Below are 23,738 nucleotides of genomic sequence, written 5' to 3'. Positions count from 1 at the left end.
GGCCCGCCGGTTGGCGGGCCATTTCGTTTGGCGCTCGGCGATCAGGGCGCCAGCGTCGCGGTGGTGTTGGCCAGCTTGGGTTGCTGGTACACGTCGAGCAGGATCTGGTCCAGGATCGACGCGGCGCCCCAGGGCTTCGGGTCGTTGAGGATGGCCGAGACCGCCCAGGTCTTGCCATTGCTGTCGCGGGTGAAGCCGGCGATGGCGCGCACGGTGTTGAGCGTACCGGTCTTGATGTGGCCCTCACCGCGCAGGGCGGTGGTCTTCAGGCGCTTGCGCATGGTGCCGTCCATGCCCACCAGCGGCATCGAACTCATGAACTCAGCCGCATAGGGGCTTTTCCAGGCGGCTTGCAGCAACATGGCCATCTCTCGGGTGCTGACCCGCTCGGCACGCGACAGACCCGATCCGTTTTCCATCACCAGATGCGGCGAGGTGATGCCTTTCTTGGCCATCCACTGACGGATCACCCGTTGTGCAGCGCGGGCGTCGTCGCCGTCGGCATCGGTACGGAAACGCGCGCCGATGCTCAGGAACAGCTGCTGGGCCATGGTGTTGTTGCTGTACTTGTTGATATCGCGGATCACCTCTACCAGGTCAGGCGAGAACGCGCGCGCCAGCAGGCGAGCGTTCCTGGGCACGTTCTCGACGCGGTCGCGGCCCTGTACCGTACCGCCCAGTTCGTTCCAGATGGCGCGTACGGCGCCTGCGGCATAGGTGGGGTGGTCGAGCAGCGACAAGTAGGTCTGCGAGTTGCAGCCATCGCCCAATTGGCCGCTGACCACCACACTCATGCCGTCTGGCCCTGGTACCGGGTTGTAGCGCACATCGCCGCTGCATTGCTTGGACGCTACGGCCTTGACCTGGTTGTCGATGCGGATGCTGGCGATGGGCGGTTCGACGGCGACGGTCACCTTGCCACCATCGTTGCGGGCGACGAAACGCAGCGCCTTGAGGTTGACCAACAGCGAGTCGGGCTTGACCAGGAAGGGCTTGTTGGCGTCGCCGCCATCGTCGTCGAACGCCGGCAGGTTGGGTTGCACGAAGTGGCTGCGGTCCAGTACCAGATCGCCGGTGATGGTGCGCACACCGTTGGCGCGCAGGTCGCGCATCAGCAGCCAGAGCTTTTCCATGTTCAGTTTCGGGTCGCCGCCACCCTTGAGGTAGAGGTTGCCGTTGAGCACACCGTTGCTCAGCGCGCCATCGGTGTAGAACTCGGTCTTCCACTGATAGGTGGGGCCCAGCAGTTCCAACGCGGCGTAGGTGGTGACCAGCTTCATGGTCGAAGCAGGGTTGACCGAGACATCGGCGTTGAACACGGTCGGGGTGCCTTGGCCGTCGAGCGGCAGCAGCACCAGGGAGAGGGCGGAGTCCTGCAGTTTGTTGGTGGCCAAGGCTTTCTGCACCTTGGGCGACAGTGTGGTGTTGACCGGGGCGGCATGGCTGGGAAGGGCCAGGGGGAGGAGCAGGCCGGCGAACAATAGAGGGCGGAGCGTTTTGATCATGGGAGAGCAGATCCTGCGCAGGAAAAGGTGAAAGCAGGAGGGGCTGTATAAGATGATGGCCCCGCGAAGCAGCGGTTCGCATTATGCCCCAAGCGTAGGCGACATGGACCAGATTTGAGACAAAAGCGGTCTTGACGCGCGGAAGCTGGTAAAGTGCCGCGCGTTACTACTCAAGAGGATTGTTTCATGGCCACTAACCGTTCCCGTCGTCTGCGCAAAAAACTGTGCGTGGACGAATTCCAGGAGTTGGGTTTCGAGCTGAACCTGGGCTTCAAGGAAGACCTGTCCGAAGAGGCCATCGACGCTTTCCTCGATGCCTTCCTGACCCAAGCCATGGACGCCAATGGCCTGGACTATGTCGGTGGCGATGACTTCGGTCTGGTCTGCCTGGCCGAACGTGGCTCGGTCAGCGAAGAACAGCGCGCCGCTGTCGAAGCCTGGCTCAAAGGCCGCAGCGAATTGACCAAGGTCGAGGTCAGCCCGCTGCTCGATGCGTGGTATCCGGAAAAGCCGATCAATTCGGCGTCCTGATCCTCGTAGAACGGCCACCTCGCGGTGGCCGTTTTCGTTTCAATCCTTCGCGCCGTCGGACAACTCCCGGTCCAGCGCCTTTTCCACCCGCCGCATGTGCCGCGCCAGGCACTGACGCTTGCGCCTCAACAGGTCAGGCCCGTCGCACGCCTGCACCGCTTCGCAAGCGGCCATCAACGATTGTGCTTCGAGCATGCGCGCCGCGCTGAGGATTTTGTGCGCCTGGTCGGCCAGCGCTTGCGGGGCGAGTGCCGGATCGATCTGCATGAGCAGGTGCAGGTCGTGTTGCAGGCTGAGCCGCAAGGTGTCCAGCAAGCGTCTGCGGTCCGCCGCGCTGTCGCCGACCACACTGCTCAAACCTTCCAGGTCGAAGGGCATGGCGCGTGGCTGGGGCGAGGTTTCCGTGCATCGGATGCTGGCCAGACGTTGGCGCAACGTAGACAGGGAGATGGGCTTGAGCAGGCAGTCGTCCATGCCGGCTTCCAGGCAATGTTGGCGCGCTTCGGGTTGGGCGTTGGCGGTGTAGCCGATGATGGTGCAGGGCGTGCGACTGTGCAGCTGCTCTTCGGCCCGCACGATCCGCGCCAGTTGGTAGCCATTCATGTGCGGCATGTTGCAGTCGAGGATCAGCACGTCGAACTGCCCGTCGCGCCACTTGCGCAGCGCTTCGCGCCCGTCGCATGCGCGCTGATGGCGCAGGCCCAGCACGCTCAGTTGTCGCGTCATGAGCATCAGGTTGGCGGGGTGATCGTCGATGACCATGACCTTCAGGCGCAGATCCAGGGGCAGGCAACGCTCCTCGCACACTGCCGGTGTTGGCGTGGACTCGGTGAGTTGCAGCGGCATTTGCAGCCGCACCCGGGTGCCCACCCCATGCAGGCTTTCGAGGGTCAGGCTGCCGCCCATCATTTGGCACAGATTGCGGCTGATGACCAAACCCAGCCCCGTGCCATTACGCGCCTGTCGGCTATCCGGATTCACTTGGCCGAAGGGGCTGAACAGGCGTGCGAGGTTGTCTTCGCTGATGCCGATGCCCGTGTCCTGTACCTCGAGATCCAGCAAGGCTGCGTTGGCTGTGCGGTCGCGTAGGGTCACGCTGATGCGTACCTGGCCATGCTCGGTGAATTTGATGGCATTGCTTACCAGGTTGGACAGCACCTGCTTGAAGCGCAACGGGTCGAGCAGGGCGTGGTAGGGGGCGTCTGGTGCGATATCGACCCAAAGCGCCAGGCTCCTTTCACGGGCCAGACCGTCGAACACCCGACCCACCGATTCCACCAGATCGATCGGGCTGACCACTTCGGGCTTGAGTGACAGGTGGCCGGACTCGATGCGCACCACGTCGAGGATGTCGCCGATCAGACTCAGTAGATCCTTGGCCGATTGATGCGCCACTTCGATGGCTGGGCGATCCAGCTCGCCCTGGTCGGCGCGGCGCAGGGCCAGCTCGAGCATGCCGATCACGGCATTCATCGGGGTGCGGATTTCATGGCTGATGGTGGCCAGGAAGGTGCTCTTGGCGCGGTTGGCGTCGTCGGCTTGCTGCTTGGCCATGCGCAGGTCCAGCACCAGCCTGCGGCGGTCGCTGATGTCGATCCAGCCGCCGATGATGCCCTGCACTTCGCCTAGCGAGTCACGATAGGGCAGCATCCAGTGGTACAAGGTCAGCTCCCGGTCGTGAACACGCATGGGACGGTCGAGGATCAGCGGTGTGCCTTGCTCCATGACCGTCTGGTAATCGGCTTCGATCTGTAGCGAATAGGGGCAGTCCTTCATCTTGCTGTCTTCCAGTCGCTTGCCCAGCACTTCCTCGCTAGTGGTGTCGAGCGCCTGCAGGTAACTGGCGTTGCAGCTTTGCAGGCGGCCTTCGCGGTCGCGTACATACAGCGGATGCGGGGTGCCGTTGAGCAGCGCACCCATGAATTCCAGCTGGTCGTTGAGCGCCCGTTCGGCCGTCTGCCGCTGTTTGATCTGGCGTCGCAGCCGAGCGTTCCACAGCAGCGCGAGCATGAGCAGGGCAGCCGTGGCGGCGACGACCTGCAGGATGGTGCGGCGATACATCGGCCAGCGTGCGTCGTCGAACAGGCTGTAGCTGCGCCAGCGACTGTGGATGACGCCCAGCTCCTCGGGGGTGATGCTCAGCAATGCCTTGTCGAGAATCGAGGTCAACTCACTGGCGCCGGGCGCCGTGGCCATCGCAAAGCTGGCCGGTTCGCTGCCGACGGTGGAGCGGATGACCAGTTCGTCGCTGCCCGTCAGGGCGTGATTGGCATCGATCAACGTGGTGACGATGGCGTCGACCGCACCGCTTCGCAGCATCGCGACCGCATGCGCCGGGTTCTTGCTCGGTACCAGAACGATTTCTGGATAGCGGCTGGCGATGCTGCTGGCGATGCTGCGATGGTTGGACAGCGCAACCCGCCTGCCGCGCAATTGCGCGAACGTGTTTCTCGGCCCGGCATCCTTGCGCGTGACCAGGACGTGGGACGTTTCCAGGTAGGGCCGGCTGATGTTCAGGCCGGTGCCGTTGTCTTTGTCCGTGGCGAACGTGGCGATGATGTCGGTCTGGCCTTTGTGCAGCTCATCGATCATGTCGCCAAGATCGCCACCGCGTTGCACCTTGAAACGCAGCCCGGTGCGCAAGCGGATCAGCTCCAGCAGGTCCGCCGTGATGCCCCGCAGGCGTCCATTGTTGTCGAGAAACGATAAGGGCGCCGCGTTTTCGTTGACCGACACGCGCATCTCGGGATGGTCGCGCAACCATTGCGCTTCGCGCTTGGACAATTGCAGTTTGCGGTCGGTGAGCAGGTTGTCATAGCCCGCGCTCCAGCGCCTCGAGATCTCGCCGCGGGTGGCTTGCGGCACATGCTCCAACGTGGCGTTGACCAGCTCCAGAAGCTGGGTTTCGTTCTGCCGCATGGCGAAACTGAAACCGACCGTCTCATGCTTGCCGAAGTTGGCCATGCGCAAATGCGGCAGGTGGCCCTGGTTGATCTGGTAGTGCGTGGAGATGACGTCGCCGATGAATACGTCGGCCTGCTCGAAGGCGACGGCGTTGAGCGCCTCGGTGGTGGAGTCGTACATCTGCACCTGTGCGCCGGGGTAGGCCGCCTTGATCTCCGAAGTGGGCAGATAATGGTAGAGCGCACTCAGGCGCATGCCTTCGAGGTCCATGTCCAGAGGACGGGTTTCGTCCTCGCGGGTCACCAGCACCGTCTGATCGATCGCATAGGGCCTGGACAGCACCAGCCCGGCAGACTCCGCTTCATAACGGTTGGCGCTACCGAGCAGGTCGATCTGGCCGCGCTTGAGTGCCTCTATCGCGGCTTGACGCGTCGGTAGGCGAAGAATTTCCACCGGCAAGCCCAGGGCGCTGCTGATCAGCCCGATGTAGTCGGCCGTCAGGCCCTGGTATTCGCGCCCGCCCAGAGTGATGTCGAAGGGTGGGTTGTCGGGCGCAGTGGTGCCTACCACCAGGCGCTGGCGACTGTCGATCCACTGGCGCTGGATTGGGGTGAGCGGCAAATCGGTGGCTTGGGTGCTGGCGCGGCTCAGCAACATGTAGCTGTGCGTCGTGTGGGCGGCGCCCATGGCGTAGCTGACCAGCGCGCTGAGAACGACTACGACGAGCATACCGGCAACGAACTTGCTCATGCCCGACCCTTAGACCAGTGCGTTACGCTTGGCGATGTCGATCAGCTCGACCAGGGTTTCGACCTGCAGCTTTTGCATCAAGCGTTTCTTATAGGTGCTGACGGTCTTGTTACTCAGAAACATGCCGCGCGCGATGTCTTTGTTACTGCGGCCCTGGGCGAATAACTGCAACACCATCAACTCTCTGTCATTGATCAGGCGGAAGCGTTCTAAGTCGCTGTTTTCTTCGGGGGCGGTCTGGTTGAGCGCTTGGTTGGGGAAGTAGTTGTAACCGGAAAGTACCGCTTTGATCGCGCTCAAGAGTTCGCCCAAGTCTTCCTGCTTGCAAACGTAACCCGAAGCGCCGGACTGCATGCAACGCAATGCGAACAAAGCGGGCGACTGCGCCGTGAGCACCAGCACCTTGAGCGGTAGACCCATGCTTTGCAGGCGCGAGAGCACCTCGAGGCCGTCGAGCTTGGGAATGCTGATGTCGAGGATGACTAGATCGGGTTTGGCCTCACGGATCATTTGCATGGCATCCACGCCGTTGTCCGATTCGCCGACGATCTTGTAATTCTGATTTTCCAGCAACATGCGAACGGCCAAACGAATGACTGGATGATCGTCCACGATAAATACAGAGTGCATATTCGGCTTTCCATGCAACAAGAAGAGAGGCAGCCGGCACCTTAGCCTAGTTGTTGATGGTCGCACATGGTGGCTCGGCCATTCGTGCAGATATAGGAAATTACTTCCAAAGAACTCGAAGTGTAGCTACACGCGGATTATGAAATCGGCCATGTCAATGGCTCGATCGTTGCCAGCCATGTTCCAATTCGAAGGTTGTTTAACGGTTTTGTTTATATCGTAGGCCTGGTCCTAGGCAGCGTGCACGAGGGACGAGCTGGGTACGGCCCGTCCAGGCACGGCCAGTCCAGGCACGGCCGGCCCAGGCCCCCTGATTCATGCCGGGCTGGAGCGCCCGGTCATTTCGCGGGCCATTTCGCTGGCGAAGCTGTCGGTCATGCCGGCGATGAAATCGATCATGCGCAGGAAGGCGCTGTGCAGCGAGGTGTTGGGGTCGGGCGCATGGTTGCCCAGCAGGTCCAGCACACGCCGGCTCTTGAACGAAGGCGCGCGCCCACCGTGCTGCTCGAGCGCGGCGGTGCAGAACGCGTTGAGCAGGATCTCCAGCGTGGTGTAGGCGCCGATCTCGTGCAGGGTCTTGCGTTTGTCCTGGAAGATCTTCTTGCGCGCCATGTCCTTGGCATGCAGTACGCAGCGCTTGGCCGGTCCATGCATGTGCTCGACCAGATCGCCATGCAGGCCTGTACCCAGCAGGGCGTGCTGCTGTTCGACGAAGGCGTCGGCTGCCGCGTTGGTCAGGTGTTCGATGGCTTTGCCGCGCAGGATCGCCAGCTTGCGCCGCCGCGAGTCGTCCGGCCCCAGTTGCCGGTAAGTGTCGGGCAGATCGTCGCCGACCAGATCCAGCAGCAGCGCTTCGACTTCGGCGTATTGCAGCAGGTCCATTTCCAGGCCGTCTTCCAGATCGATCAGGGCGTAACAGATGTCGTCGGCGGCTTCCATCAGATAGACCAACGGGTGACGACCCCAGCGCTGCTCGTCGAGTTGGGGCAAGCCCAGTTTGCCCGCGATCTGCTGTAACAGCGGCAGCTCGCTCTGGTAACAGCCCATCTTGTGCTTCTTGTAACCCAGGGCGTCGGCATGGCGGGCGCTCCAGGGGTATTTCAGGTAAGTGCCCAATGTGGCGTAGGTCAGGCGCATGCCACCGTCGAACTGGTGATATTCGAGCTGGGTCAGGACCCGGAAGCCTTGGGCGTTGCCTTCGAAATTGAGGAAGTCGGCGCGTTGGTCGTCGTTCATGTCGTCCAGCCAACCGCGCCCGGCCGCTTGCTGGAACCAGTAGCGGATGGCGTCTTCGCCGGAATGGCCGAAGGGCGGGTTGCCGATGTCATGGGCCAGGCACGCCGACTGCACGATCATGCCCAGATCGTTCGGCTCGCACCAAGCGGGCAATTGCGGGCGCAGGGTTTCGCCGACGCGCATGCCCAGTGAACGGCCGACGCAGCTGACTTCCAGCGAGTGGGTGAGGCGCGTGTGGATATGGTCGTTGCTATAGGGCGGATGGACTTGTGTCTTGCGCCCCAGGCGACGGAACGCACCTGAGAAGATGATCCGATCGTGATCCTTGTGGAACGGGCTGCGGCCCATCTCCTGCGGGCTTGAATGGGCCTTTCCCAGGCGTTCGCGGTTCAGCAGGGTGTGCCAGTCCAAGGACGTGTGCTCCATCGAGTGGGGCGTGTGGCCCCGAAAGGTAGGGTCGGGCATGGTCGGCGGTTGCGCCATGGGTCGGCAAGCGCCGATGAACGCAGGCCCACGAAAAAACCGGCCTGAACGCTGTATCGACTCGAGTCGAGAGCGTCCCTGCCGGCTTTTCGGATCTGCATCGCACGATTGCGGTGCCAGGCGCGAACGCCTGACAGGGCGTTCAGCGTCGACGGCTTTCCAGTACGGCCTTGACCAGCGGCACCACACTGGTGCCCATGCCCAATAGACGGCTCAAACCACCGCCGCGTACGCCTTTGCCCGTGACGAAGCCCATGGCGACGACGGCGGCAAGGTTCCAGAACGACAGGCGACGGCCGTCCAGGCCATGTTGCACGGAGCTGCCCATGTTGCGCAGGCGCCGTACCGGGTCGAACAGATGCGAGGCTTCCAGGCGCATTTCCTGACGATGCATTTCCATGCGCAGGCGCAGCAGCGCTTTGCGCATTTCGCGCGGATCTCGGCTGGTAGGCATTTGAGGCAGGCTCATGGCAACAGGCGCTCCCGATCCTTGGCCAGCTCTTCGAGCGTGGCGCTGAAGGGTGATGATTCGTCGAACACTGCGGCCTTGAGGCGCAGCGCGCAGAATACCGCGGCCAGCGCATAGACTGCGCACAGGCCGAGGATGCCGGCCAGGCGGTAGGTGTCCCACACCAGAATCAGCAGCAGGCCCGACAGTGCGACCAGCAGCATGAGGCCGAAGACCAGGGCGAAACCTGCAAAGAGCAGCAGGCGCAAGCTGCGGGCTTTCTGTTCCTGCAACTCGATGCCGAGCAGCTCCACATGGCTGTGCAGCAGTCCAAGCACGGCCGCGCCCAGGCGTTTGCCCGTGGCGACAGTGCCGATGGCGTCCTTATCCATGAACTATTCCTCAGCGGCGATTGGCCAACAGGCCAATCAGCAGGCCCACACCGGCGGCGATCCCCACGGCATGCCAGGGTTTTTCCAGCACGTACAGCTCGACACTGTCCCGGGCTTCCTGGCTACGCTCACGCACCGCATCCTGAGTCTGTTGCAGGCTGTCACGGGCTTGCAGCAAGCGGGAACGGACCTGCTCGCGCAGTTCGTCGGCCTGCTCGCCCGCCAGGTTGGCGGTATCTGCCAGCAGTTTTTCGGTGTCGCGCACCAGCGCCTGGAAGTCAGCCGCGAGGATGTCTTGTGCAGTCTTTGCCGAGTTGCTAGCCATGTTGGCTCTCCCTGGTAAGTGTTCGTGGCTATTTCGAGTGATTGCCGTGTCCGAAGGTTCAGTGCCTGTAGCGGATCGACCATCCTCGCTGGGCCGGTGAGGATGGTTTGCAAGCGTAGCGCGGATTTGGAAGGGGAAAAGGTCGATCTGCGCGCGCCTCCTTACAAGGCTCGCTTCAAGTAACGACCCTGACGCAGCGCAGGTGCAAGGTAGCCTGCGCAGTTCTAGACTACACGCTCGATTCCCTTACAGGCAGGAACCTCCCATGCTCCCGGAATGCCAGTTGTTCGGCACCCTTGGGTGCCATCTGTGCGAAGTCGCCGAAGCCATGCTCATGCCCTTGGTGGACCATGGCCTGATGGTGGAGCTGGTCGACATCGCCGACCCTCCACTCGACTACCCACACCTGGCCTTGCGTATACCCGTTCTACGCCGCGTGGATACTGGCGCCGAGCTGGACTGGCCGTTCGATACCGAACAGGTGGTGGCCTTTCTGGCGCAGCCTGGCGATTGACGGCACAAGGTCGCCTTCGTATGCTGTATGGAAATACAGTATTCGGGTGGCCCATGCTCAACGTCGAGCAACTAAAATCCAGCGTCAACCATATGCCGATCGAGCAGATCAGCGACGCGGCCTTGGCACTGCACGTCGATGGCCTGGTGCTCGACGAGTGCACGCCTTTCGGCAAGACTCACTTCAACACCTGCTTCGCCGAAGTCGAAGCCCTGTTCCAGCGCGCGGGTTACCACCGCGCGCTGGACGTGGTCGGTTACCAGGGCCTGGCCTATGCGCTGTACGACCCGACGCGCTGGGAGCCGGTGCAGGTACTGCGCTGGCTCAAGGCGCGCTGCGAGCCTGTCGACGAAGCTGGTTGAAGCGCGTGACCTGGCCGATAATGCCGCGTTTGAACCTCGGGCACCTGTCATGACGTCTTCTTTCGATCCGGCCCGCGTGCAGGCCAGCACCTTCTGCCTGCCGCCCGGCAACTGGGCCACCGTGCTCGATTGCCTGTGCGAGCGCTTCAAGGCCATCAGCCGCGAACAGTGGCTCGACCGGTTCGCCCGTGGCCGCGTGCTGGATGCGCAAGGCCAGCCGCTGGCGGTCGAGCAGGGCTACCGCCGCGGCTTGCGCATTCACTACTTTCGCGAAGTCCCGCAAGAAAAACCGATTCCCGTGCAGGAGCACATCCTGTTTCAGGACGAACACCTGGTGGTGGCCGACAAGCCGCATTTCCTGCCGGTCACGCCATCGGGCGAATACGTCGAGCAGACCCTGCTACGGCGGCTCATCCGCCGCCTCGACAACCCGCACCTGGTGCCTTTGCACCGCATCGACCGGCACACTGCGGGGCTGGTGCTGTTCTCCGCCAACCCCGATAGCCGCGGTCTGTACCAACGCCTGTTCCCGGAGCGGCGCATCGACAAGGGTTATCAGGCCATTGCTGCGGCCTTGCCCGAGCGCGAGTTTCCGCTGGTGCATCGCAGTCGCCTGGAGCATGGCGAGCCGTTTTTCCGCATGCACGAAGTGCCCGGTGCGGCGAACAGCGAAACCCATGCCCAGGTGCTGGAGCGCAATGGTCCGTGGTGGCGCTACGGCTTGTCGCCAGTGACCGGCAAGACGCACCAGCTGCGCGTGCACATGGCGGCGCTGGGCGCGCCGATTCGGCACGATCCTTTCTATCCATACCTGAGCGATGGCCAGGACGACTACCAGAAACCGTTGAAGCTGCTGGCCCACAGCTTGCGTTTCGACGATCCGCTCGGTGCCGGCGAGCGGCGTTTCCAGAGCCGCATCGTGCTCGATTGGTAAGGCACGCGGTGAGGCCCCGCCTGCGCGGGGCCAGGATCGTCTAGCGGTTGAAACGTTCGACCAGCGAGTATTGGGTGCCTGCCGTGGTGGTCAGCTCTTCGCTGAGCAACGCCGAGCGCTGGGCCTGACCGGAGGTTTCGTCGGCCAGGTCGGCGATGGTGCTGATGTTGCGGCTGATCTCGTCGGCCACCGCGGTCTGCTCTTCGGTGGCGGCGGCGATCTGCGTGGTCATGTCGGTGATGTTGGCCACGGCCTCGCTGATACCGACCAATGCTTCATCGGCCTGCATGACCCGCTCGACACCTTCCTGAGCCTGGCGATGGCCGTTTTCCATGGTCTGCACGGCGTTGCTGGCGGTCTGCTGCAGTTTGGCGATGAGCCCGTGGATCTGTCCGGTGGACTCGGCCGTGCGCTGCGCCAACTGACGCACTTCGTCGGCCACTACGGCGAAGCCACGGCCCATTTCCCCCGCGCGTGCGGCTTCGATGGCGGCGTTCAAGGCCAGCAGGTTGGTCTGGTCGGCGATGCCTTTGATCACATCGACCACGCCGCCGATCTCGTTGCTGTCCTGAGCCAGTTGTGTGACCGTACGGCCGGTTTCGCCCACGGCGCTCGACAGACGCTCGATGGCTTCGCGGGTTTCGCCGGCGATGGTGCGGCCCTGGCTGGTCAGGCGATTGGCCTGCTGCGTGGCGTCGGCGGTACGCTGCACGTGGCTGGCGACTTCCTGCGTGGTGCTGGCCATCTGATTGACGGCGGCCGCGACCTGTTCGGTTTCCACCCGTTGACGTTCCAGCCCTGCAGAGCTCTGGTGCGCCAGGGTGTCGGACTGGCGCGCCTGGTCGCTCAGGTGCTCGGCGCTGTCCTGCAAGCGGGTCAGGCAAGTCTTCATGCGCGCATCCTGACTGAGCATGGCCATTTCCAGACGGGCCTGCACGCCGCGGCTGTCGGTGTACATCTGCGCTATCAACGGGTCGGACGTGGTCTGCTCGGCCAGGCGCAGCAAACGTTTGAGGCCGCGTTGCTGCCAGCTCAGGCCAAGCAGGCCGAGCGGTACCGAAAGCAGGGCGGCAAGGGCGAAGCCGGCGCCATGGCCCAGTAGCGAACCGATGACGAAGCCGATCTGGCTGATCAGGATGAACGGCAGCCAGGCCTGCGCCACCGGTACCCAGGTGTCGCGGCGCGGTACGGCGGTCTTGCCCTGGTTCAGGCGCAGGTACAGCGCTTCGGCACGCCGTACCTGCTCGGCGCTGGGCTTGATGCGCACCGACTCGTAGCCGACTACCTGGTTATTCTCGAAGATTGGCGTGACGTAGGCGTTGACCCAATAGAAGTCGCCGTTCTGGCAGCGGTTCTTGACGATGCCCATCCACGGCAGGCCTTGCTTGAGGGTCTGCCACATGTGCGCGAACACGGCAGTGGGCACGTCCGGGTGGCGCACCAGGTTGTGCGGCGCACCGACGAGCTGGTCGTGGGCGAAACCACTGATCTCGACGAAGGCGTCGTTGCAGTAGGTGATCACACCCTTGGCGTTGGTGGTGGAAATCAACCGCTGCTGTGCAGGGAAAGTCCGTTCTCTCTGGGTGATCGGTTGGTTGTTGCGCATGTCAGCTCATTCCGCGAGGTTTCCCCAGCTATCGGCATGTGTGACATTTTATTGAGGTTTTTTTACGCTTTGTGACCGAGCGGTCGACGGCGCGCAGCACTGCGTGCTGGCGGGGTTCACGCTCGGCACGCGCGCTCGGATAGGGCAGGGCGACGTGACACGCTGCGCCGCTACTTGAAGCGCCGCTCGACGCCTTTTTCCACCAGAATCTTGGCCGAGATTTCCTCGACCGAGAAATGCGTGGAATTGATGTGGGCGATGTTTTCGCGGCGGAACAGCCCCTCCACCTCGCGCACTTCGAATTCGCACTGGGCGAAGCTCGAATACCGGCTGTTGGGTTTGCGCTCGTGGCGAATCGCGGTCAGGCGGTCAGGGTCGATGGTCAAGCCGAACAGCTTGTTCTGATGTTTCTTCAACACCGCCGGTAGTTGCAGGCGCTCCATGTCGTCTTCGGTGAACGGATAGTTGGCCGCGCGAATGCCGAACTGCATGGCCATATAAAGGCAGGTGGGCGTCTTGCCGCAACGCGACACCCCGACCAGGATCAGGTCGGCCTTGTCATAGTAGTGGGTGCGCGCGCCATCGTCGTTGTCCAGGGCGAAGTTCACCGCTTCGATGCGCTCCATGTAGTTGGAGTTGCCGCCGATCGAATGCGATTTGCCCACCGAATAGGACGAATGGGCGGTGAGCTCCTGCTCCAGCGGCGAGAGGAACGACGAGAAGATGTCGATCATGAAGCCGTTGGAGGTCGCCAGAATCTCGCGGATGTCCTGGTTGACGATCGTGTCGAAGATGATCGGACGTACGCCATCGCGCTCGGCAGCGAGGTTTATTTGCTGGACCATGGCGCGGGCTTTGTCGGGCGTGTCGATATAAGGACGGGTGAATTTGTTGAAAGGGATAGTATCGAACTGGGCCAGCAGACTTTGCCCCAGGGTTTCAGCCGTGATGCCGGTACCGTCGGAAATGAAGAACGCGGTTCGTTTCATGAGCGCCTGGAGCCTTAAGCTGCTGAATGTTTCAGGATATGCTAGGTTCGGTTCGCCGAACATGATGTCCGGCATTCTTACTCATTTTGCAAGTCCAGGCCACAAGCGCCCGGGCCAGTCGCAAGCGACCGGCGGCGCCTCTTTGAGCTTTTCCCAAACACCGTTAGTGGAGAGATCACCTTGGTAGAGTACGTAGTTTCCCTCGATAAGCTCGGCGTCCATGATGTGGAGCACGTAGGGGGCAAGAACGCCTCCCTGGGCGAGATGATCAGCAACCTCGCAGGCGCCGGCGTTTCCGTACCGGGCGGCTTTGCCACTACGGCTCAGGCGTATCGCGACTTCCTCGAGCAGAGCGGCCTGAACGACCGTATCCACACCGTGCTCGATGCGCTGGACGTGGACGACATCGCCGCCCTGACCCAGGCCGGCGCGCAGATTCGCCAGTGGGTCATGGACGCCGAATTCCCGGCGCGCCTGGACAGCGAAATCCGCACCGCCTTCGCCGAAATGGCCAACGGCAACGACAACATGGCCGTGGCCGTGCGTTCCTCGGCCACCGCCGAAGACCTGCCCGACGCGTCCTTCGCCGGCCAGCAGGAAACCTTCCTCAACATCCGTGGCGTCGACAACGTGATCCGCGCGGCCAAGGAAGTGTTCGCTTCGCTGTTCAACGACCGTGCCATCGCCTACCGCGTGCACCAGGGCTTCGACCACAAACTGGTCGCCCTGTCCGCCGGTGTGCAGCGCATGGTGCGTTCGGAAACCGGCACCGCCGGCGTCATGTTCACCCTCGACACCGAGTCGGGCTTCCGCGACGTGGTGTTCATCACCGGCGCCTACGGCCTGGGCGAAACCGTGGTCCAGGGTGCGGTCAACCCCGACGAATTCTACGTGCACAAGAGCACCTTGCAGGCCGGTCGCCCGGCCATCCTGCGCCGCAACCTGGGCAGCAAGGCGATCAAGATGGTCTACGGCGACGAAGCCAAGGCCGGTCGCTCGGTCAAGACCGTCGACGTCGACCGCGCCGAGCGCGCGCGTTTCTGCCTGACCGACGCCGAGGTGGCCGAACTGGCCAAGCAGGCGATGATCATCGAGCAGCACTACCAGCGCCCGATGGACATCGAGTGGGCCAAGGACGGCGACGACGGCCAGCTGTACATCGTCCAGGCCCGCCCCGAAACGGTGAAGAGCCGCGCCAGCGCCAACGTCATGGAACGCTACCTGCTCAAGGAGAAGGGCACGGTGCTGGTCGAAGGCCGCGCCATCGGCCAGCGCATCGGCGCCGGCAAGGTCCGTGTGATCAAGGACGTTTCCGAGATGGACAAGGTCCAACCCGGCGACGTGCTGGTTTCGGACATGACCGACCCGGACTGGGAGCCGGTGATGAAGCGCGCCAGCGCCATCGTCACCAACCGTGGCGGGCGCACCTGCCACGCGGCGATCATCGCCCGTGAGCTGGGCATTCCGGCCGTGGTCGGCTGCGGCAACGCCACGCAACTGCTCAAGGACGGCCAGGGCGTCACCGTGTCGTGCGCCGAGGGCGACACCGGTTTCATCTTCGAAGGCGAACTGGGCTTCGACGTACGGCAGAACTCGGTCGATGCCATGCCCGAACTGCCGTTCAAGATCATGATGAACGTCGGCAACCCGGACCGCGCCTTCGACTTCGCGCAACTGCCCAACGAAGGGGTGGGCCTGGCGCGTCTGGAGTTCATCATCAACCGCATGATCGGCGTGCACCCCAAGGCGCTGCTCAACTACGACGGCCTGCCGCCCGAACTCAAGGACAGCGTCGACAAGCGCGTGGCCGGCTACAGCGACCCGGTCGGCTTCTACGTCGAGAAGCTGGTCGAGGGCATCAGCACCCTGGCCGCTGCCTTCTACCCGAAAAAGGTCATCGTGCGCCTGTCGGACTTCAAGTCCAACGAATACGCCAACCTGATCGGCGGCAAGCTCTACGAGCCGGAAGAAGAAAACCCGATGCTGGGCTTCCGCGGCGCCTCGCGCTACATCAGCGAGTCCTTCCGCGACTGCTTCGAGCTGGAATGCCGTGCGCTCAAGCATGTGCGCGACGTGATGGGCCTGACCAACGTCGAGATCATGGTGCCGTTCGTGCGGACCTTGGGCGAAGCCAGCCAAGTGGTCGACCTGCTCGCCGAAAACGGCCTGGCCCGTGGCGACAACGGCCTGCGCGTGATCATGATGTGCGAATTGCCGTCCAACGCGATTCTGGCCGAAGAGTTCCTCGAATACTTCGACGGCTTCTCCATCGGTTCGAACGACCTGACCCAGCTGACCTTGGGCCTGGACCGCGATTCGGGGATCATCGCCCACCTGTTCGACGAGCGAAATCCTGCGGTGAAGAAGCTGCTGGCCAACGCCATCGCCGCCTGCAACAAGGCCGGCAAGTACATCGGGATTTGCGGCCAAGGGCCATCGGATCACCCGGACCTGGCCAAGTGGCTGATGGAGCAGGGCATCGAGAGTGTCTCGCTCAACCCGGACTCGGTGTTGGAAACCTGGTTCTTCCTCGCCGAAGAGCGCGTCGGCGACTGATTCGCCAGCTGGGCGGACCATGGCCTGCCCAAGCCTTCGCCTTGCACTGCGGGCAAGTTCCGATGCCGACGTCGATTGGCATTGGGCCTTGCCCGCCGTGCATTTATACTCGCCGTTTTTCCGTGCGCCAGATTCCATGCAAAGCAGCAGTGCTCTCTTTCCCGTCGCCTTGCTCAGTGCCGAGCGACGCGGCGACCTCAGCGAAGATGTCTACCGTATCAAAGCCGGCAAGGCTGCCGACCCCAGCGTCGAGCTGGCGCTGACGCGCCTTGGTCGCGTCGAGCAGGCCGCGCCCCAAGGGGTGCCGGTCATCCTCCTGCACGGCAGTTTTTCCAATCGCCGCTTCTGGTTTTCGCCCAAGGGCCTGGGCCTTGGCGCCTTCCTGGCGCGGGCCGGATTCGATGTGTGGATTCCCGAGATGCGCGGCCACGGGCTGTCGCCGCGCAATCGCCAATGGCGCGGCAACCGCGTGGCCGATTATGCGCGTGAGGACTTGCCGCTGATCGCAGCGTTCGTTACCGAGAAAGCCGGCCGTGCGCCGCACTGGATCGGTCACTCCCTGGGTGGCGCCACGTTGGCCGCCGCCTTGGGCGGCGGTTACCTGCCGGCCGAGCAGGTCGCCAGCGTGGCGCTGTTCGGCACCCAGGTCAGCCATGCCCATTGGGCATTCAAGGTGCCGCCGCTGGTGTGGATTGCACGTCTCGCCTTGCGCCGTTTCGCTCAGTTGTCAGGTTCGCGGCTCAAGCGCGGCCCTGAAGACGAACCTATCGGTCTGGCCCTGGAAACCCTGCGCTGGCACGGCCTGTTCGGGCGGTTCGGCGAGAAGGGCAACGATTGGTGGGCGGGGTTGGCGCAAGTCGAAGCGCCGGTGTTGGCGGTGGCCAGCGTCGCAGACATCGACGCGCCCGTCTGGGCCTGTCGTCGTTTGCTGGAGCAGATGGCCGGGCCGAGCCGGCAGTTCCTCTGCCTCGGCAAGGCCCAGGGTTTCGAAGCCCTTGGGCATATCGACATGCTGGTGAGCAAAGCGGCACAGGCCCGGGTATGGCCGCTGGTCGAAGCCTGGCTGCACGATCCGCAGCACGTCGTGCGTGGGGCTGAGCAACTCGAACCGCCACCAGTGACCGCAGCCACCTCCACGGTGTAGCCTTGGCCGGCGATTCTGCAAGACCCCTAACCTTGCTTGCCAACGACAGGAGTTTGCCATGCAGCATTACCTTACCCCCGACCTGTGCGATGCCTATCCCGACCAGGTGCGTGTGCTCGAGCCGATCTTCAGCAACTTCGGCGGCCATGATTCGTTCGGCGGCCAGATCGTCACCCTCAAGTGCTTCGAAGACAACTCACTGGTCCGTGAGCAGGTCGAGCTCGACGGCACGGGCAAAGTGCTGGTGGTCGACGGCGGCGGTTCGCTGCGCCGCGCGCTGTTGGGCGACATGCTCGCCGCCAAAGCCGCGCAGAACGGTTGGGAGGGTTTGCTGATCTACGGTTGCGTGCGCGACGTCGATGCCCTGGCGCAGACCAACGTCGGCATCCAGGCCCTGGCCAGCCATCCGCTGAAGACCGACAAGCGCGGCGTGGGCGAGCTCAACGTGGTGGTGGCCTTTGCCGGCGTCACGTTCCGCCCGGGCGAATACCTGTATGCCGACAACAATGGCGTGCTGGTCTCGGCCACGCCGCTGACCCAGCCGCAATGAGCGGTGCGTAACCCGGATGGAGGGTCGATGACCGAGGAAGACAACGCACAGTGGGGGCTGGTGCACGCCCTGCTGTTGGACGGCAAAGGCGGTGCGCGCGCGGTACCGCGCACTGAGCTGGCCGGGCTGCAGCTGGCCGCCGAACAGAGCTTGTGGTTGCACTGGGATCGCAGCCATCCGCAAACCCGGACCTGGCTGCTGCACGACAGCGGGCTGAGCGAGTTCGCCTGCGAGCTGCTGCTCGAAGAGAACACGCGGCCCAGACTGTTGCCGCTGGCCGACGAGCAGATGCTGCTGTTCCTGCGCGGCGTCAACCTCAACCCCGGCGCCGAGCCCGAAGACATGGTCTCGGTACGTATCTTCGGCGAAGCGCAGCGGGTCATTTCGCTGCGCCTGCGGCCGCTGCGTGCGAGCGACGAAATCATCCAGCAACTGGCCGAGGGCCGAGGGCCGAAGACCGCTTCGGAGCTGTTGGTGGTGATGGGCGAGCTGTTGACCGAAAAGGTCCAGGCGCTGGTCAGCGACCTCACCGAAGAGGTCGACCTGGAAGAAGAGAAGGTCGAGGCCGACGAGCACTATTCACCGGCCCAGGGCAGCCTGCAACAGATCCGTCGCCGCGCGGCGGCGCTACGGCGGTTCCTGGCGCCGCAGCGCGACATCTATGCGCAACTGTCGCGGCACAAGTGGAGCTGGTTCGCCGACGCCGACGCCGACTACTGGAACGAGCTGAACAACAGCCTGATCCGCTACCTCGAAGAACTGGAGCTGACGCGCGAGCGTGCCGCGCTGGTGCTGGAAAGCGAAGACCGCAAGCGTGACGAGCGGATGAACCGGACCATGTACCGCTTGGGCATCATCACCTGCATCTTCCTGCCGATGAGCTTCGTCACGGGCCTGCTGGGCATCAACGTGGGCGGCATTCCCTGGTCGGAGAGCCCCAACGGTTTCGTCTTCGCAAGCCTGGTGGTACTGGGCCTGGCGGTGGGGCAGTGGTGGCTGTTCCGTCGCCTGCGCTGGGTGTAGGGCGTCGGTGGGCCAGCGTTATGTGACCTGCCGCCAAGCGCTCTCGTCTTTGACTGACACTACGCGAGGTGCCCATGCACGATCCGTTTGAACAATCCTTGCGCGACCTGCTCAATGCCGCGCCGTCCGGCCAAGACCGCGACGACGCCGCATGCCTGGGGCGCGTGCTGAAAACCGCCAACCGCCAGGTCGGTGCCGGTGACCTCTTCACCCTGCTCGGCCGTTGCGGCCAGGCGCTGATGGTCGCCCTCAACAATGGCTCGGCGCATGTCGCGCCGGTGCGCCGCACACCTGCCGCTGGCAGCAACGCTGATAAGGCCGATTGATTATGGAACTCGATCTCTGGACCCAGAGCCTGGTCACCGCGATGACTGCGCTGTGGACCAAAATAGCGAACTTCATCCCCAACCTGTTCGGCGCCCTGGTCGTGGTGCTGCTGGGCTTCGTGGTCGCCAAGCTGCTCGATACCTTGTTGTCGAAGCTGCTCGCCAAGTTCGGCCTCGACCGCCTGATGAGCGGCACGGGCCTGACCAAGTTGCTCGGCCGTGTCGGCATCCAGGTGCCGATCTCCACCTTGATCGGCAAGATCGTCTACTGGTTCGTGCTATTGATCTTCCTCGTCTCCGCTGCCGAGTCGCTGGGCCTGGAGCGCGTCTCGGCGACCCTCGACATGCTCGCGCTGTACCTGCCGAAAGTGTTCGGCGCTGCCCTGGTGATGTTGGCCGGCGTACTGCTGGCGCAACTGGCCAACGGCCTGGTACGGGGCGCCGCCGAAGGCGTGGGCTTGGAATATGCCGCAGGCGTCGGGCGCATCGCCCAGGGCCTGGTGATCATCATCGCCATCTCGGTCGCCATCAGCCAACTCGAGGTCAAGACCGACCTGCTCAACCACGTGATCGTCATCGGCCTGATTACCGTTGGTCTGGCGATGGCCCTGGCCATGGGCCTGGGCAGCCGGGAAATCGCCAGCCAGATCCTGGCCGGCATCTATGTCCGCGAGCTTTTCCAAGTTGGCCAGCAGGTGCAGATTGGCGAAATAGAGGGGCAGATCGAGGAAATCGGCACGGTCAAGACCACGCTGCTGACGGACGAGGGCGATCTGGTTTCGGTGTCGAACCGGCAGTTGCTCGAGCACCGCGTGACTCGCCGCTAAACCGGCAAAAGCTGTTAATGTATGCCGCCGCTGAAATGGGCCCTCGAAGGCTCCGCTGCGACATTGACCTGACTGTCGGCCAGATTCGCTTTGAATAAAGTTCACTCGCTACCCGTGCGTTATGATCCCCGCGAGCTCTCCGACGAGGAGTTGGTGGCGCGTTCGCATGAGGAGCTGTTTCACGTCACTCGTGCCTATGAAGAGCTCATGCGGCGCTATCAGCGGACCCTGTTCAACGTGTGCGCACGTTATCTGGGGAACGACCGTGATGCCGATGATGTCTGTCAGGAAGTGATGCTCAAGGTGCTTTACGGGCTCAAGAATTTCGAGGGGAAGTCGAAATTCAAGACCTGGCTTTACAGCATTACCTACAACGAGTGCATTACCCAGTATCGCAAGGAGCGACGCAAACGACGGCTGATGGATGCCTTGAGTCTCGACCCTATCGAAGAGGCGTCCGAGGACAAGGCTCCCAAGCCCGAAGAAAAAGGCGGACTGGATAGGTGGCTGGTGCACGTGAACCCGATCGACCGAGAAATCCTGGTACTGCGCTTCGTCGCGGAACTTGAATTCCAGGAGATTGCGGACATCATGCACATGGGGCTGAGCGCGACCAAAATGCGGTACAAGCGCGCACTTGATAAATTGAGGGAAAAATTTGCAGGGTTGGCTGAAACTTAGTCGCTTGCAGGTCTCTCTAATCAACTGGCGAGTCTGCTAGACTCGTCGTCGAGTCGTGCCTTCACCCGGATGGTGGAGGGACTTCTTAACTACCATCAGATGGGGATTCAAACGGATGAAACTGAAAAATACTCTGGGCCTGGCCATTGGCTCGCTCGTAGCTGCCGCCTCGTTCGGCGCTATGGCTCAAGGCCAAGGCGCTGTCGAAACCGAAATCTTCTACAAGAAAGAATTCTTCGACAGCCAGCGCGACTTCAAAAACGACGGCAACCTGTTCGGTGGCTCGATCGGCTACTTCCTGACCGACGACGTCGAACTGCGTCTGGGTTACGACGAAGTGCACAACGCCCGTGGCGACGACGGCAAGAACATCAAGGGCTCGAACACCGCCCTGGACGCCGTTTACCACTTCAACAACCCGTACGACGCCATCCGTCCGTACGTGTCGGCTGGTTTCTCCCACCAGTCCCTGGGCCAGAGCTTCCGCGGCGGTCGTGACCACTCCACCTTCGCCAACCTGGGCGCTGGTGCCAAGTGGTACATCACCGACATGTTCTACGCCCGTGCCGGCGTTGAAGCCCAGTACAACATCGACCAAGGTGACACCGAGTGGGCACCGAGCGTTGGCGTTGGTCTGAACTTCGGTGGCAGCCCGAAAACCCAAGAAGCTCCAGTGACCCCGGCTCCAGTTGCTGACGTCTGCACCGACAGCGACAACGACGGCGTCTGCGACAACGTCGACAAGTGCCCAGACACCCCAGCCAACGTCACCGTTGACGCTGATGGCTGCCCGGCCGTTGCCGAAGTCGTTCGCGTTGAGCTGGACGTCAAGTTCGACTTCGACAAGTCGGTCGTCAAGCCTAACAGCTACGGCGACATCAAGAACCTGGCTGACTTCATGAAGCAGTACCCACAGACCACCACCACCGTGGAAGGTCACACTGACTCCGTAGGTCCAGACGCTTACAACCAGAAGCTGTCCGAGCGTCGTGCCAACGCTGTCAAACAAGTACTGACCCAGCAGTACGGCGTAGAATCCAGCCGTGTTGATTCGGTTGGCTACGGTGAGTCGCGCCCAGTCGCTGACAACGCCACCGAAGAAGGTCGCGCTGTCAACCGCCGCGTTGAAGCTCAAGTAGAAGCCCAAGCCAAGTAATTGGTCTGACGCTTCATGAAAAACCCGGCTTCGGCCGGGTTTTTCTATTCATGGGGTTCGCCATTCTTCAGGTATCGAGCGAATCCGTCGCTACCGGAGATACAGCGCTTTAGCGGCTATTTTCCAAGCGTTCCCGCCAACCTCAGGCTGGGCCTCACGATGTTTCATCGCCGCCAGCCGCAAGGGTTGGACGCCCGGGCCTGTCGCCCGAGCCCGGTGCTGGCTATAATCGCCACCCCACGCCTTCCGAGTCTTGCCCGCCCATGTATAACCTGGCCCGCCAGCTGCTGTTCAAGCTTTCTCCGGAAACCTCCCACGACCTGTCCCTGGACCTGATCGGTGCCGGTGGCCGCCTGGGGCTCAACGCCAAGCTGTGCAAGCAGCCAGTCGCGGCGCCGGTACGGGTGATGGGCTTGAACTTCGCCAACCCGGTGGGCTTGGCCGCAGGTCTGGACAAGAACGCCACCGCCATCGACGGTTTCGCCCAACTGGGTTTCGGTTTCGTCGAAGTGGGTACGGTTACCCCGCGTCCGCAGCCGGGCAACCCCAAGCCGCGTCTGTTCCGCTTGCCCGAGGCCAACGCGATCATCAATCGCATGGGCTTCAACAACCTGGGCGTGGACCACCTGCTGGGTCGGGTGCGCGCGGCCCAATACCGTGGTGTGCTCGGCATCAATATCGGCAAGAACTTCGACACCCCCGTGGAGCGCGCCCAGGACGACTACCTGCTGTGCCTGGAGAAGGTCTATGCCGACGCCAGCTACATCACCGTCAACGTCAGCTCGCCCAACACGCCGGGGTTGCGTACCTTGCAGTTCGGCGATTCGCTCAAGCAATTGCTTGATGCCCTGGCGGCCCGGCGCGAGCAGTTGGCTACCCAGCATGGCAAGCGTGTGCCACTGGCGATCAAGATCGCCCCTGACATGAGCGACGAAGAGACCGCGCTGGTGGCAGCCGCGCTCATGGCTTCGGGTATGGATGCAGTCATCGCCACCAACACCACGCTGAGTCGCGAAGGCGTCGAAGGCTTGCCCAATGCGGGCGAAGCGGGGGGCTTGTCAGGCGCGCCGGTGCTGGACAAGAGCACCCACACGGTCAAGGTGCTGGCGGGGGAGCTGGGCGGCAAGCTGCCGATCATCGCAGCGGGTGGCATCACCGAAGGCCGGCATGCCGCGCAGAAGATCGAGGCCGGGGCCAGCCTCGTGCAGATCTATTCGGGCTTCATCTATAAAGGCCCTGCCTTGATCCGTGAAGCCGTGGACGCCATCGCTGCACTCAAACGCAGCTGAAACGCACACCTGGAAAGCGGACATAAAAAAGGGCCTCGTCTGAAGGCCCTTTGGGCATTGGCCCGACGCCTTGGAGGGGCGCTTGGAGTAGTGCGGATTCAGTGTTCTGGTTCAGCCAACGGCGTGAAGTTCGTTGAGTCTGTGGATACCTGCGGTGCCGGTCATGCCATCCCAGTTGTCGCCTCGGCCCTCACGCCATCCGTTGATCCAGGCCTGGCGCACGGAAGGCAGGGTGAAGGGGCAGAGTTCGCGGGATTTACCGGTCACTCCATACTGATAGCCACGAGAAAAAGCTCTTTCCAACGGATCACGCTTAAGTCTTCTCATAGGGTGTTGCCCTCACTTGTTGACTGTAATGTCCCGTCGACCTCTGGGAGGTCGGGCAGAATCGTTCTGCCGGTTTGCACTCGCTGCCGGCGTGGCGAGCTGGTAGTGCCGCTGCGTTGCGAAGCGGCCTGGGGTCAGTTCTAACGAAACACGATCAGGGTGTGAATGATCGATTTGTCATAAGAAGGTAACGTTTCCGAAGGTGGGGGGATAAGTAAATAAATGCGACTCAAAATCATCACCCCAAAAC

23 protein-coding genes are annotated in these 23,738 nt (G+C 62.7%); 13 read left to right on the top strand and 10 right to left on the bottom strand.

Features of this window, described 5'->3' with window-relative positions:
* Window positions 1-41: 41 nt before the first annotated feature.
* Complete coding sequence (dacB, locus tag AA0Z93_RS01040) at window positions 42-1,505, bottom strand: D-alanyl-D-alanine carboxypeptidase/D-alanyl-D-alanine-endopeptidase (RefSeq protein WP_413046782.1); 1,464 nt, start codon at window positions 1,503-1,505, stop codon at window positions 42-44.
* 186 nt (window positions 1,506-1,691) lie between these two features.
* Between dacB and AA0Z93_RS01035 the strand changes: the two genes are divergently transcribed.
* A complete protein-coding gene (locus tag AA0Z93_RS01035) occupies window positions 1,692-2,036 on the top strand; it encodes a YggL family protein (RefSeq protein ID WP_296264224.1) in 345 nt (114 codons plus the stop codon).
* Between the two features lie 39 nt (window positions 2,037-2,075).
* Here AA0Z93_RS01035 and AA0Z93_RS01030 read toward each other — a convergent pair whose 3' ends face one another.
* From AA0Z93_RS01030 to AA0Z93_RS01005, 6 genes are all read right to left on the bottom strand, one after another.
* A complete protein-coding gene (locus tag AA0Z93_RS01030) occupies window positions 2,076-5,690 on the bottom strand; it encodes a transporter substrate-binding domain-containing protein (protein WP_413046783.1) in 3,615 nt (1,204 codons plus the stop codon).
* Between the two features lie 9 nt (window positions 5,691-5,699).
* Entirely contained in the window at window positions 5,700-6,320 is a 621-nt protein-coding gene (locus tag AA0Z93_RS01025; RefSeq protein WP_413046784.1) for a response regulator, read from the bottom strand.
* Window positions 6,321-6,635: 315 nt separating this feature from the next.
* Window positions 6,636-7,967, bottom strand: a complete 1,332-nt coding sequence (locus AA0Z93_RS01020; RefSeq protein WP_413046785.1) for a deoxyguanosinetriphosphate triphosphohydrolase — start codon at window positions 7,965-7,967, stop codon at window positions 6,636-6,638.
* Between the two features lie 214 nt (window positions 7,968-8,181).
* Window positions 8,182-8,508 (bottom strand): hypothetical protein, encoded by a 327-nt coding sequence (locus tag AA0Z93_RS01015; RefSeq protein WP_413046786.1) that lies wholly within the window; start codon window positions 8,506-8,508, stop codon window positions 8,182-8,184.
* Window positions 8,505-8,879, bottom strand: a complete 375-nt coding sequence (locus tag AA0Z93_RS01010; protein WP_413046787.1) for a phage holin family protein — start codon at window positions 8,877-8,879, stop codon at window positions 8,505-8,507. Before AA0Z93_RS01010 ends, AA0Z93_RS01015 begins: the two co-directional genes overlap by 4 nt.
* 10 nt (window positions 8,880-8,889) lie before the next feature.
* Window positions 8,890-9,204, bottom strand: coding sequence for a DUF883 family protein (locus AA0Z93_RS01005; protein ID WP_413046788.1), 315 nt, complete (start codon window positions 9,202-9,204; stop codon window positions 8,890-8,892).
* A gap of 265 nt (window positions 9,205-9,469) precedes the next feature.
* On the opposite strand from AA0Z93_RS01005, the gene AA0Z93_RS01000 reads away from it, so the two are divergent.
* Genes AA0Z93_RS01000 through AA0Z93_RS00990 form a run of 3 tightly spaced genes read left to right on the top strand, consistent with a single transcriptional unit; the run spans window position 9,470 to window position 11,014 of the window.
* Window positions 9,470-9,718: a glutaredoxin family protein gene (locus AA0Z93_RS01000; RefSeq protein ID WP_413046789.1), complete on the top strand. Its 249-nt coding sequence runs from the start codon at window positions 9,470-9,472 to the stop codon at window positions 9,716-9,718.
* A gap of 53 nt (window positions 9,719-9,771) precedes the next feature.
* Complete coding sequence (locus AA0Z93_RS00995; RefSeq protein ID WP_413046790.1) at window positions 9,772-10,080, top strand: transcriptional regulator; 309 nt, start codon at window positions 9,772-9,774, stop codon at window positions 10,078-10,080.
* Window positions 10,081-10,129: 49 nt separating this feature from the next.
* Window positions 10,130-11,014 carry a pseudouridine synthase gene (locus tag AA0Z93_RS00990; protein WP_413046791.1) on the top strand — a complete coding sequence of 295 codons (885 nt, stop codon included), beginning with the start codon at window positions 10,130-10,132 and terminating at the stop codon, window positions 11,012-11,014.
* A gap of 40 nt (window positions 11,015-11,054) precedes the next feature.
* Here AA0Z93_RS00990 and AA0Z93_RS00985 read toward each other — a convergent pair whose 3' ends face one another.
* Together AA0Z93_RS00985 and AA0Z93_RS00980 are read right to left on the bottom strand one after the other, a co-directional pair.
* On the bottom strand, window positions 11,055-12,620 hold the full coding sequence (locus tag AA0Z93_RS00985) for a methyl-accepting chemotaxis protein (RefSeq protein WP_413046792.1): 1,566 nt from the start codon (window positions 12,618-12,620) through the stop codon (window positions 11,055-11,057).
* Window positions 12,621-12,790: 170 nt separating this feature from the next.
* Window positions 12,791-13,609, bottom strand: coding sequence for a pyruvate, water dikinase regulatory protein (locus tag AA0Z93_RS00980; protein WP_413046793.1), 819 nt, complete (start codon window positions 13,607-13,609; stop codon window positions 12,791-12,793).
* A 180-nt stretch (window positions 13,610-13,789) separates the two neighbouring features.
* Between AA0Z93_RS00980 and ppsA the strand changes: the two genes are divergently transcribed.
* The 9 genes from ppsA (at window position 13,790) to AA0Z93_RS00935 (ending at window position 23,161) form a co-directional block, all read left to right on the top strand.
* The gene (ppsA, locus tag AA0Z93_RS00975; RefSeq protein ID WP_413046794.1) at window positions 13,790-16,165 is read left to right on the top strand and encodes a phosphoenolpyruvate synthase; all 2,376 of its coding nucleotides are present in this window, start codon (window positions 13,790-13,792) and stop codon (window positions 16,163-16,165) included.
* 136 nt (window positions 16,166-16,301) lie between these two features.
* Window positions 16,302-17,309 (top strand): alpha/beta fold hydrolase, encoded by a 1,008-nt coding sequence (locus tag AA0Z93_RS00970; protein WP_413046795.1) that lies wholly within the window; start codon window positions 16,302-16,304, stop codon window positions 17,307-17,309.
* A 58-nt stretch (window positions 17,310-17,367) separates the two neighbouring features.
* Entirely contained in the window at window positions 17,368-17,859 is a 492-nt protein-coding gene (rraA, locus tag AA0Z93_RS00965) for a ribonuclease E activity regulator RraA (protein ID WP_413046796.1), read from the top strand.
* Between the two features lie 27 nt (window positions 17,860-17,886).
* Window positions 17,887-18,882, top strand: coding sequence for a zinc transporter ZntB (locus AA0Z93_RS00960; protein ID WP_413046797.1), 996 nt, complete (start codon window positions 17,887-17,889; stop codon window positions 18,880-18,882).
* Between the two features lie 74 nt (window positions 18,883-18,956).
* Window positions 18,957-19,208, top strand: coding sequence for a CrfX protein (locus AA0Z93_RS00955; RefSeq protein WP_313740435.1), 252 nt, complete (start codon window positions 18,957-18,959; stop codon window positions 19,206-19,208).
* A gap of 2 nt (window positions 19,209-19,210) precedes the next feature.
* A complete protein-coding gene (locus AA0Z93_RS00950) occupies window positions 19,211-20,035 on the top strand; it encodes a mechanosensitive ion channel family protein (protein ID WP_413046798.1) in 825 nt (274 codons plus the stop codon).
* 90 nt (window positions 20,036-20,125) lie between these two features.
* A complete protein-coding gene (sigX, locus tag AA0Z93_RS00945; protein WP_413046799.1) occupies window positions 20,126-20,716 on the top strand; it encodes an RNA polymerase sigma factor SigX in 591 nt (196 codons plus the stop codon).
* 115 nt (window positions 20,717-20,831) lie between these two features.
* Window positions 20,832-21,872, top strand: a complete 1,041-nt coding sequence (locus AA0Z93_RS00940) for an OmpA family protein (protein ID WP_296264186.1) — start codon at window positions 20,832-20,834, stop codon at window positions 21,870-21,872.
* Window positions 21,873-22,135: 263 nt separating this feature from the next.
* Complete coding sequence (locus AA0Z93_RS00935; protein ID WP_413046800.1) at window positions 22,136-23,161, top strand: quinone-dependent dihydroorotate dehydrogenase; 1,026 nt, start codon at window positions 22,136-22,138, stop codon at window positions 23,159-23,161.
* A 111-nt stretch (window positions 23,162-23,272) separates the two neighbouring features.
* Here the strand turns inward: AA0Z93_RS00935 and rmf are convergent, their stop codons facing one another.
* Window positions 23,273-23,488, bottom strand: coding sequence for a ribosome modulation factor (gene rmf, locus AA0Z93_RS00930; RefSeq protein ID WP_010223328.1), 216 nt, complete (start codon window positions 23,486-23,488; stop codon window positions 23,273-23,275).
* Window positions 23,489-23,738: the final 250 nt, after the last annotated feature.

It is taken from the genome of Pseudomonas phoenicis (assembly GCF_047302395.1).
GTDB lineage: Bacteria > Pseudomonadota > Gammaproteobacteria > Pseudomonadales > Pseudomonadaceae > Aquipseudomonas.
This window is presented reverse-complemented; position numbering and strand designations above follow the sequence as displayed.

Bases quoted from the DNA above. Each gene is read 5' to 3' on its own strand.
- AA0Z93_RS01030 (WP_413046783.1), bottom strand. From the start codon at position 5,690: ATGAGCAAGTTCGTTGCCGGTATGCTCGTCGTAGTCGTTCTCAGCGCG.
- dacB (WP_413046782.1), bottom strand. From the start codon at position 1,505: ATGATCAAAACGCTCCGCCCTCTATTGTTCGCCGGCCTGCTCCTCCCC.
- AA0Z93_RS00935 (WP_413046800.1), top strand. From the start codon at position 22,136: ATGTATAACCTGGCCCGCCAGCTGCTGTTCAAGCTTTCTCCGGAAACC.
- AA0Z93_RS01015 (WP_413046786.1), bottom strand. From the start codon at position 8,508: ATGAGCCTGCCTCAAATGCCTACCAGCCGAGATCCGCGCGAAATGCGC.
- AA0Z93_RS00990 (WP_413046791.1), top strand. From the start codon at position 10,130: ATGACGTCTTCTTTCGATCCGGCCCGCGTGCAGGCCAGCACCTTCTGC.
- AA0Z93_RS01005 (WP_413046788.1), bottom strand. From the start codon at position 9,204: ATGGCTAGCAACTCGGCAAAGACTGCACAAGACATCCTCGCGGCTGAC.
- AA0Z93_RS00985 (WP_413046792.1), bottom strand. From the start codon at position 12,620: ATGCGCAACAACCAACCGATCACCCAGAGAGAACGGACTTTCCCTGCA.
- AA0Z93_RS01025 (WP_413046784.1), bottom strand. From the start codon at position 6,320: ATGCACTCTGTATTTATCGTGGACGATCATCCAGTCATTCGTTTGGCC.
- AA0Z93_RS00960 (WP_413046797.1), top strand. From the start codon at position 17,887: ATGACCGAGGAAGACAACGCACAGTGGGGGCTGGTGCACGCCCTGCTG.
- AA0Z93_RS00970 (WP_413046795.1), top strand. From the start codon at position 16,302: ATGCAAAGCAGCAGTGCTCTCTTTCCCGTCGCCTTGCTCAGTGCCGAG.
- AA0Z93_RS00950 (WP_413046798.1), top strand. From the start codon at position 19,211: ATGGAACTCGATCTCTGGACCCAGAGCCTGGTCACCGCGATGACTGCG.
- AA0Z93_RS01035 (WP_296264224.1), top strand. From the start codon at position 1,692: ATGGCCACTAACCGTTCCCGTCGTCTGCGCAAAAAACTGTGCGTGGAC.
- AA0Z93_RS00940 (WP_296264186.1), top strand. From the start codon at position 20,832: ATGAAACTGAAAAATACTCTGGGCCTGGCCATTGGCTCGCTCGTAGCT.
- rraA (WP_413046796.1), top strand. From the start codon at position 17,368: ATGCAGCATTACCTTACCCCCGACCTGTGCGATGCCTATCCCGACCAG.
- AA0Z93_RS01000 (WP_413046789.1), top strand. From the start codon at position 9,470: ATGCTCCCGGAATGCCAGTTGTTCGGCACCCTTGGGTGCCATCTGTGC.
- AA0Z93_RS00955 (WP_313740435.1), top strand. From the start codon at position 18,957: ATGCACGATCCGTTTGAACAATCCTTGCGCGACCTGCTCAATGCCGCG.
- AA0Z93_RS01010 (WP_413046787.1), bottom strand. From the start codon at position 8,879: ATGGATAAGGACGCCATCGGCACTGTCGCCACGGGCAAACGCCTGGGC.
- AA0Z93_RS00980 (WP_413046793.1), bottom strand. From the start codon at position 13,609: ATGAAACGAACCGCGTTCTTCATTTCCGACGGTACCGGCATCACGGCT.
- AA0Z93_RS00995 (WP_413046790.1), top strand. From the start codon at position 9,772: ATGCTCAACGTCGAGCAACTAAAATCCAGCGTCAACCATATGCCGATC.
- rmf (WP_010223328.1), bottom strand. From the start codon at position 23,488: ATGAGAAGACTTAAGCGTGATCCGTTGGAAAGAGCTTTTTCTCGTGGC.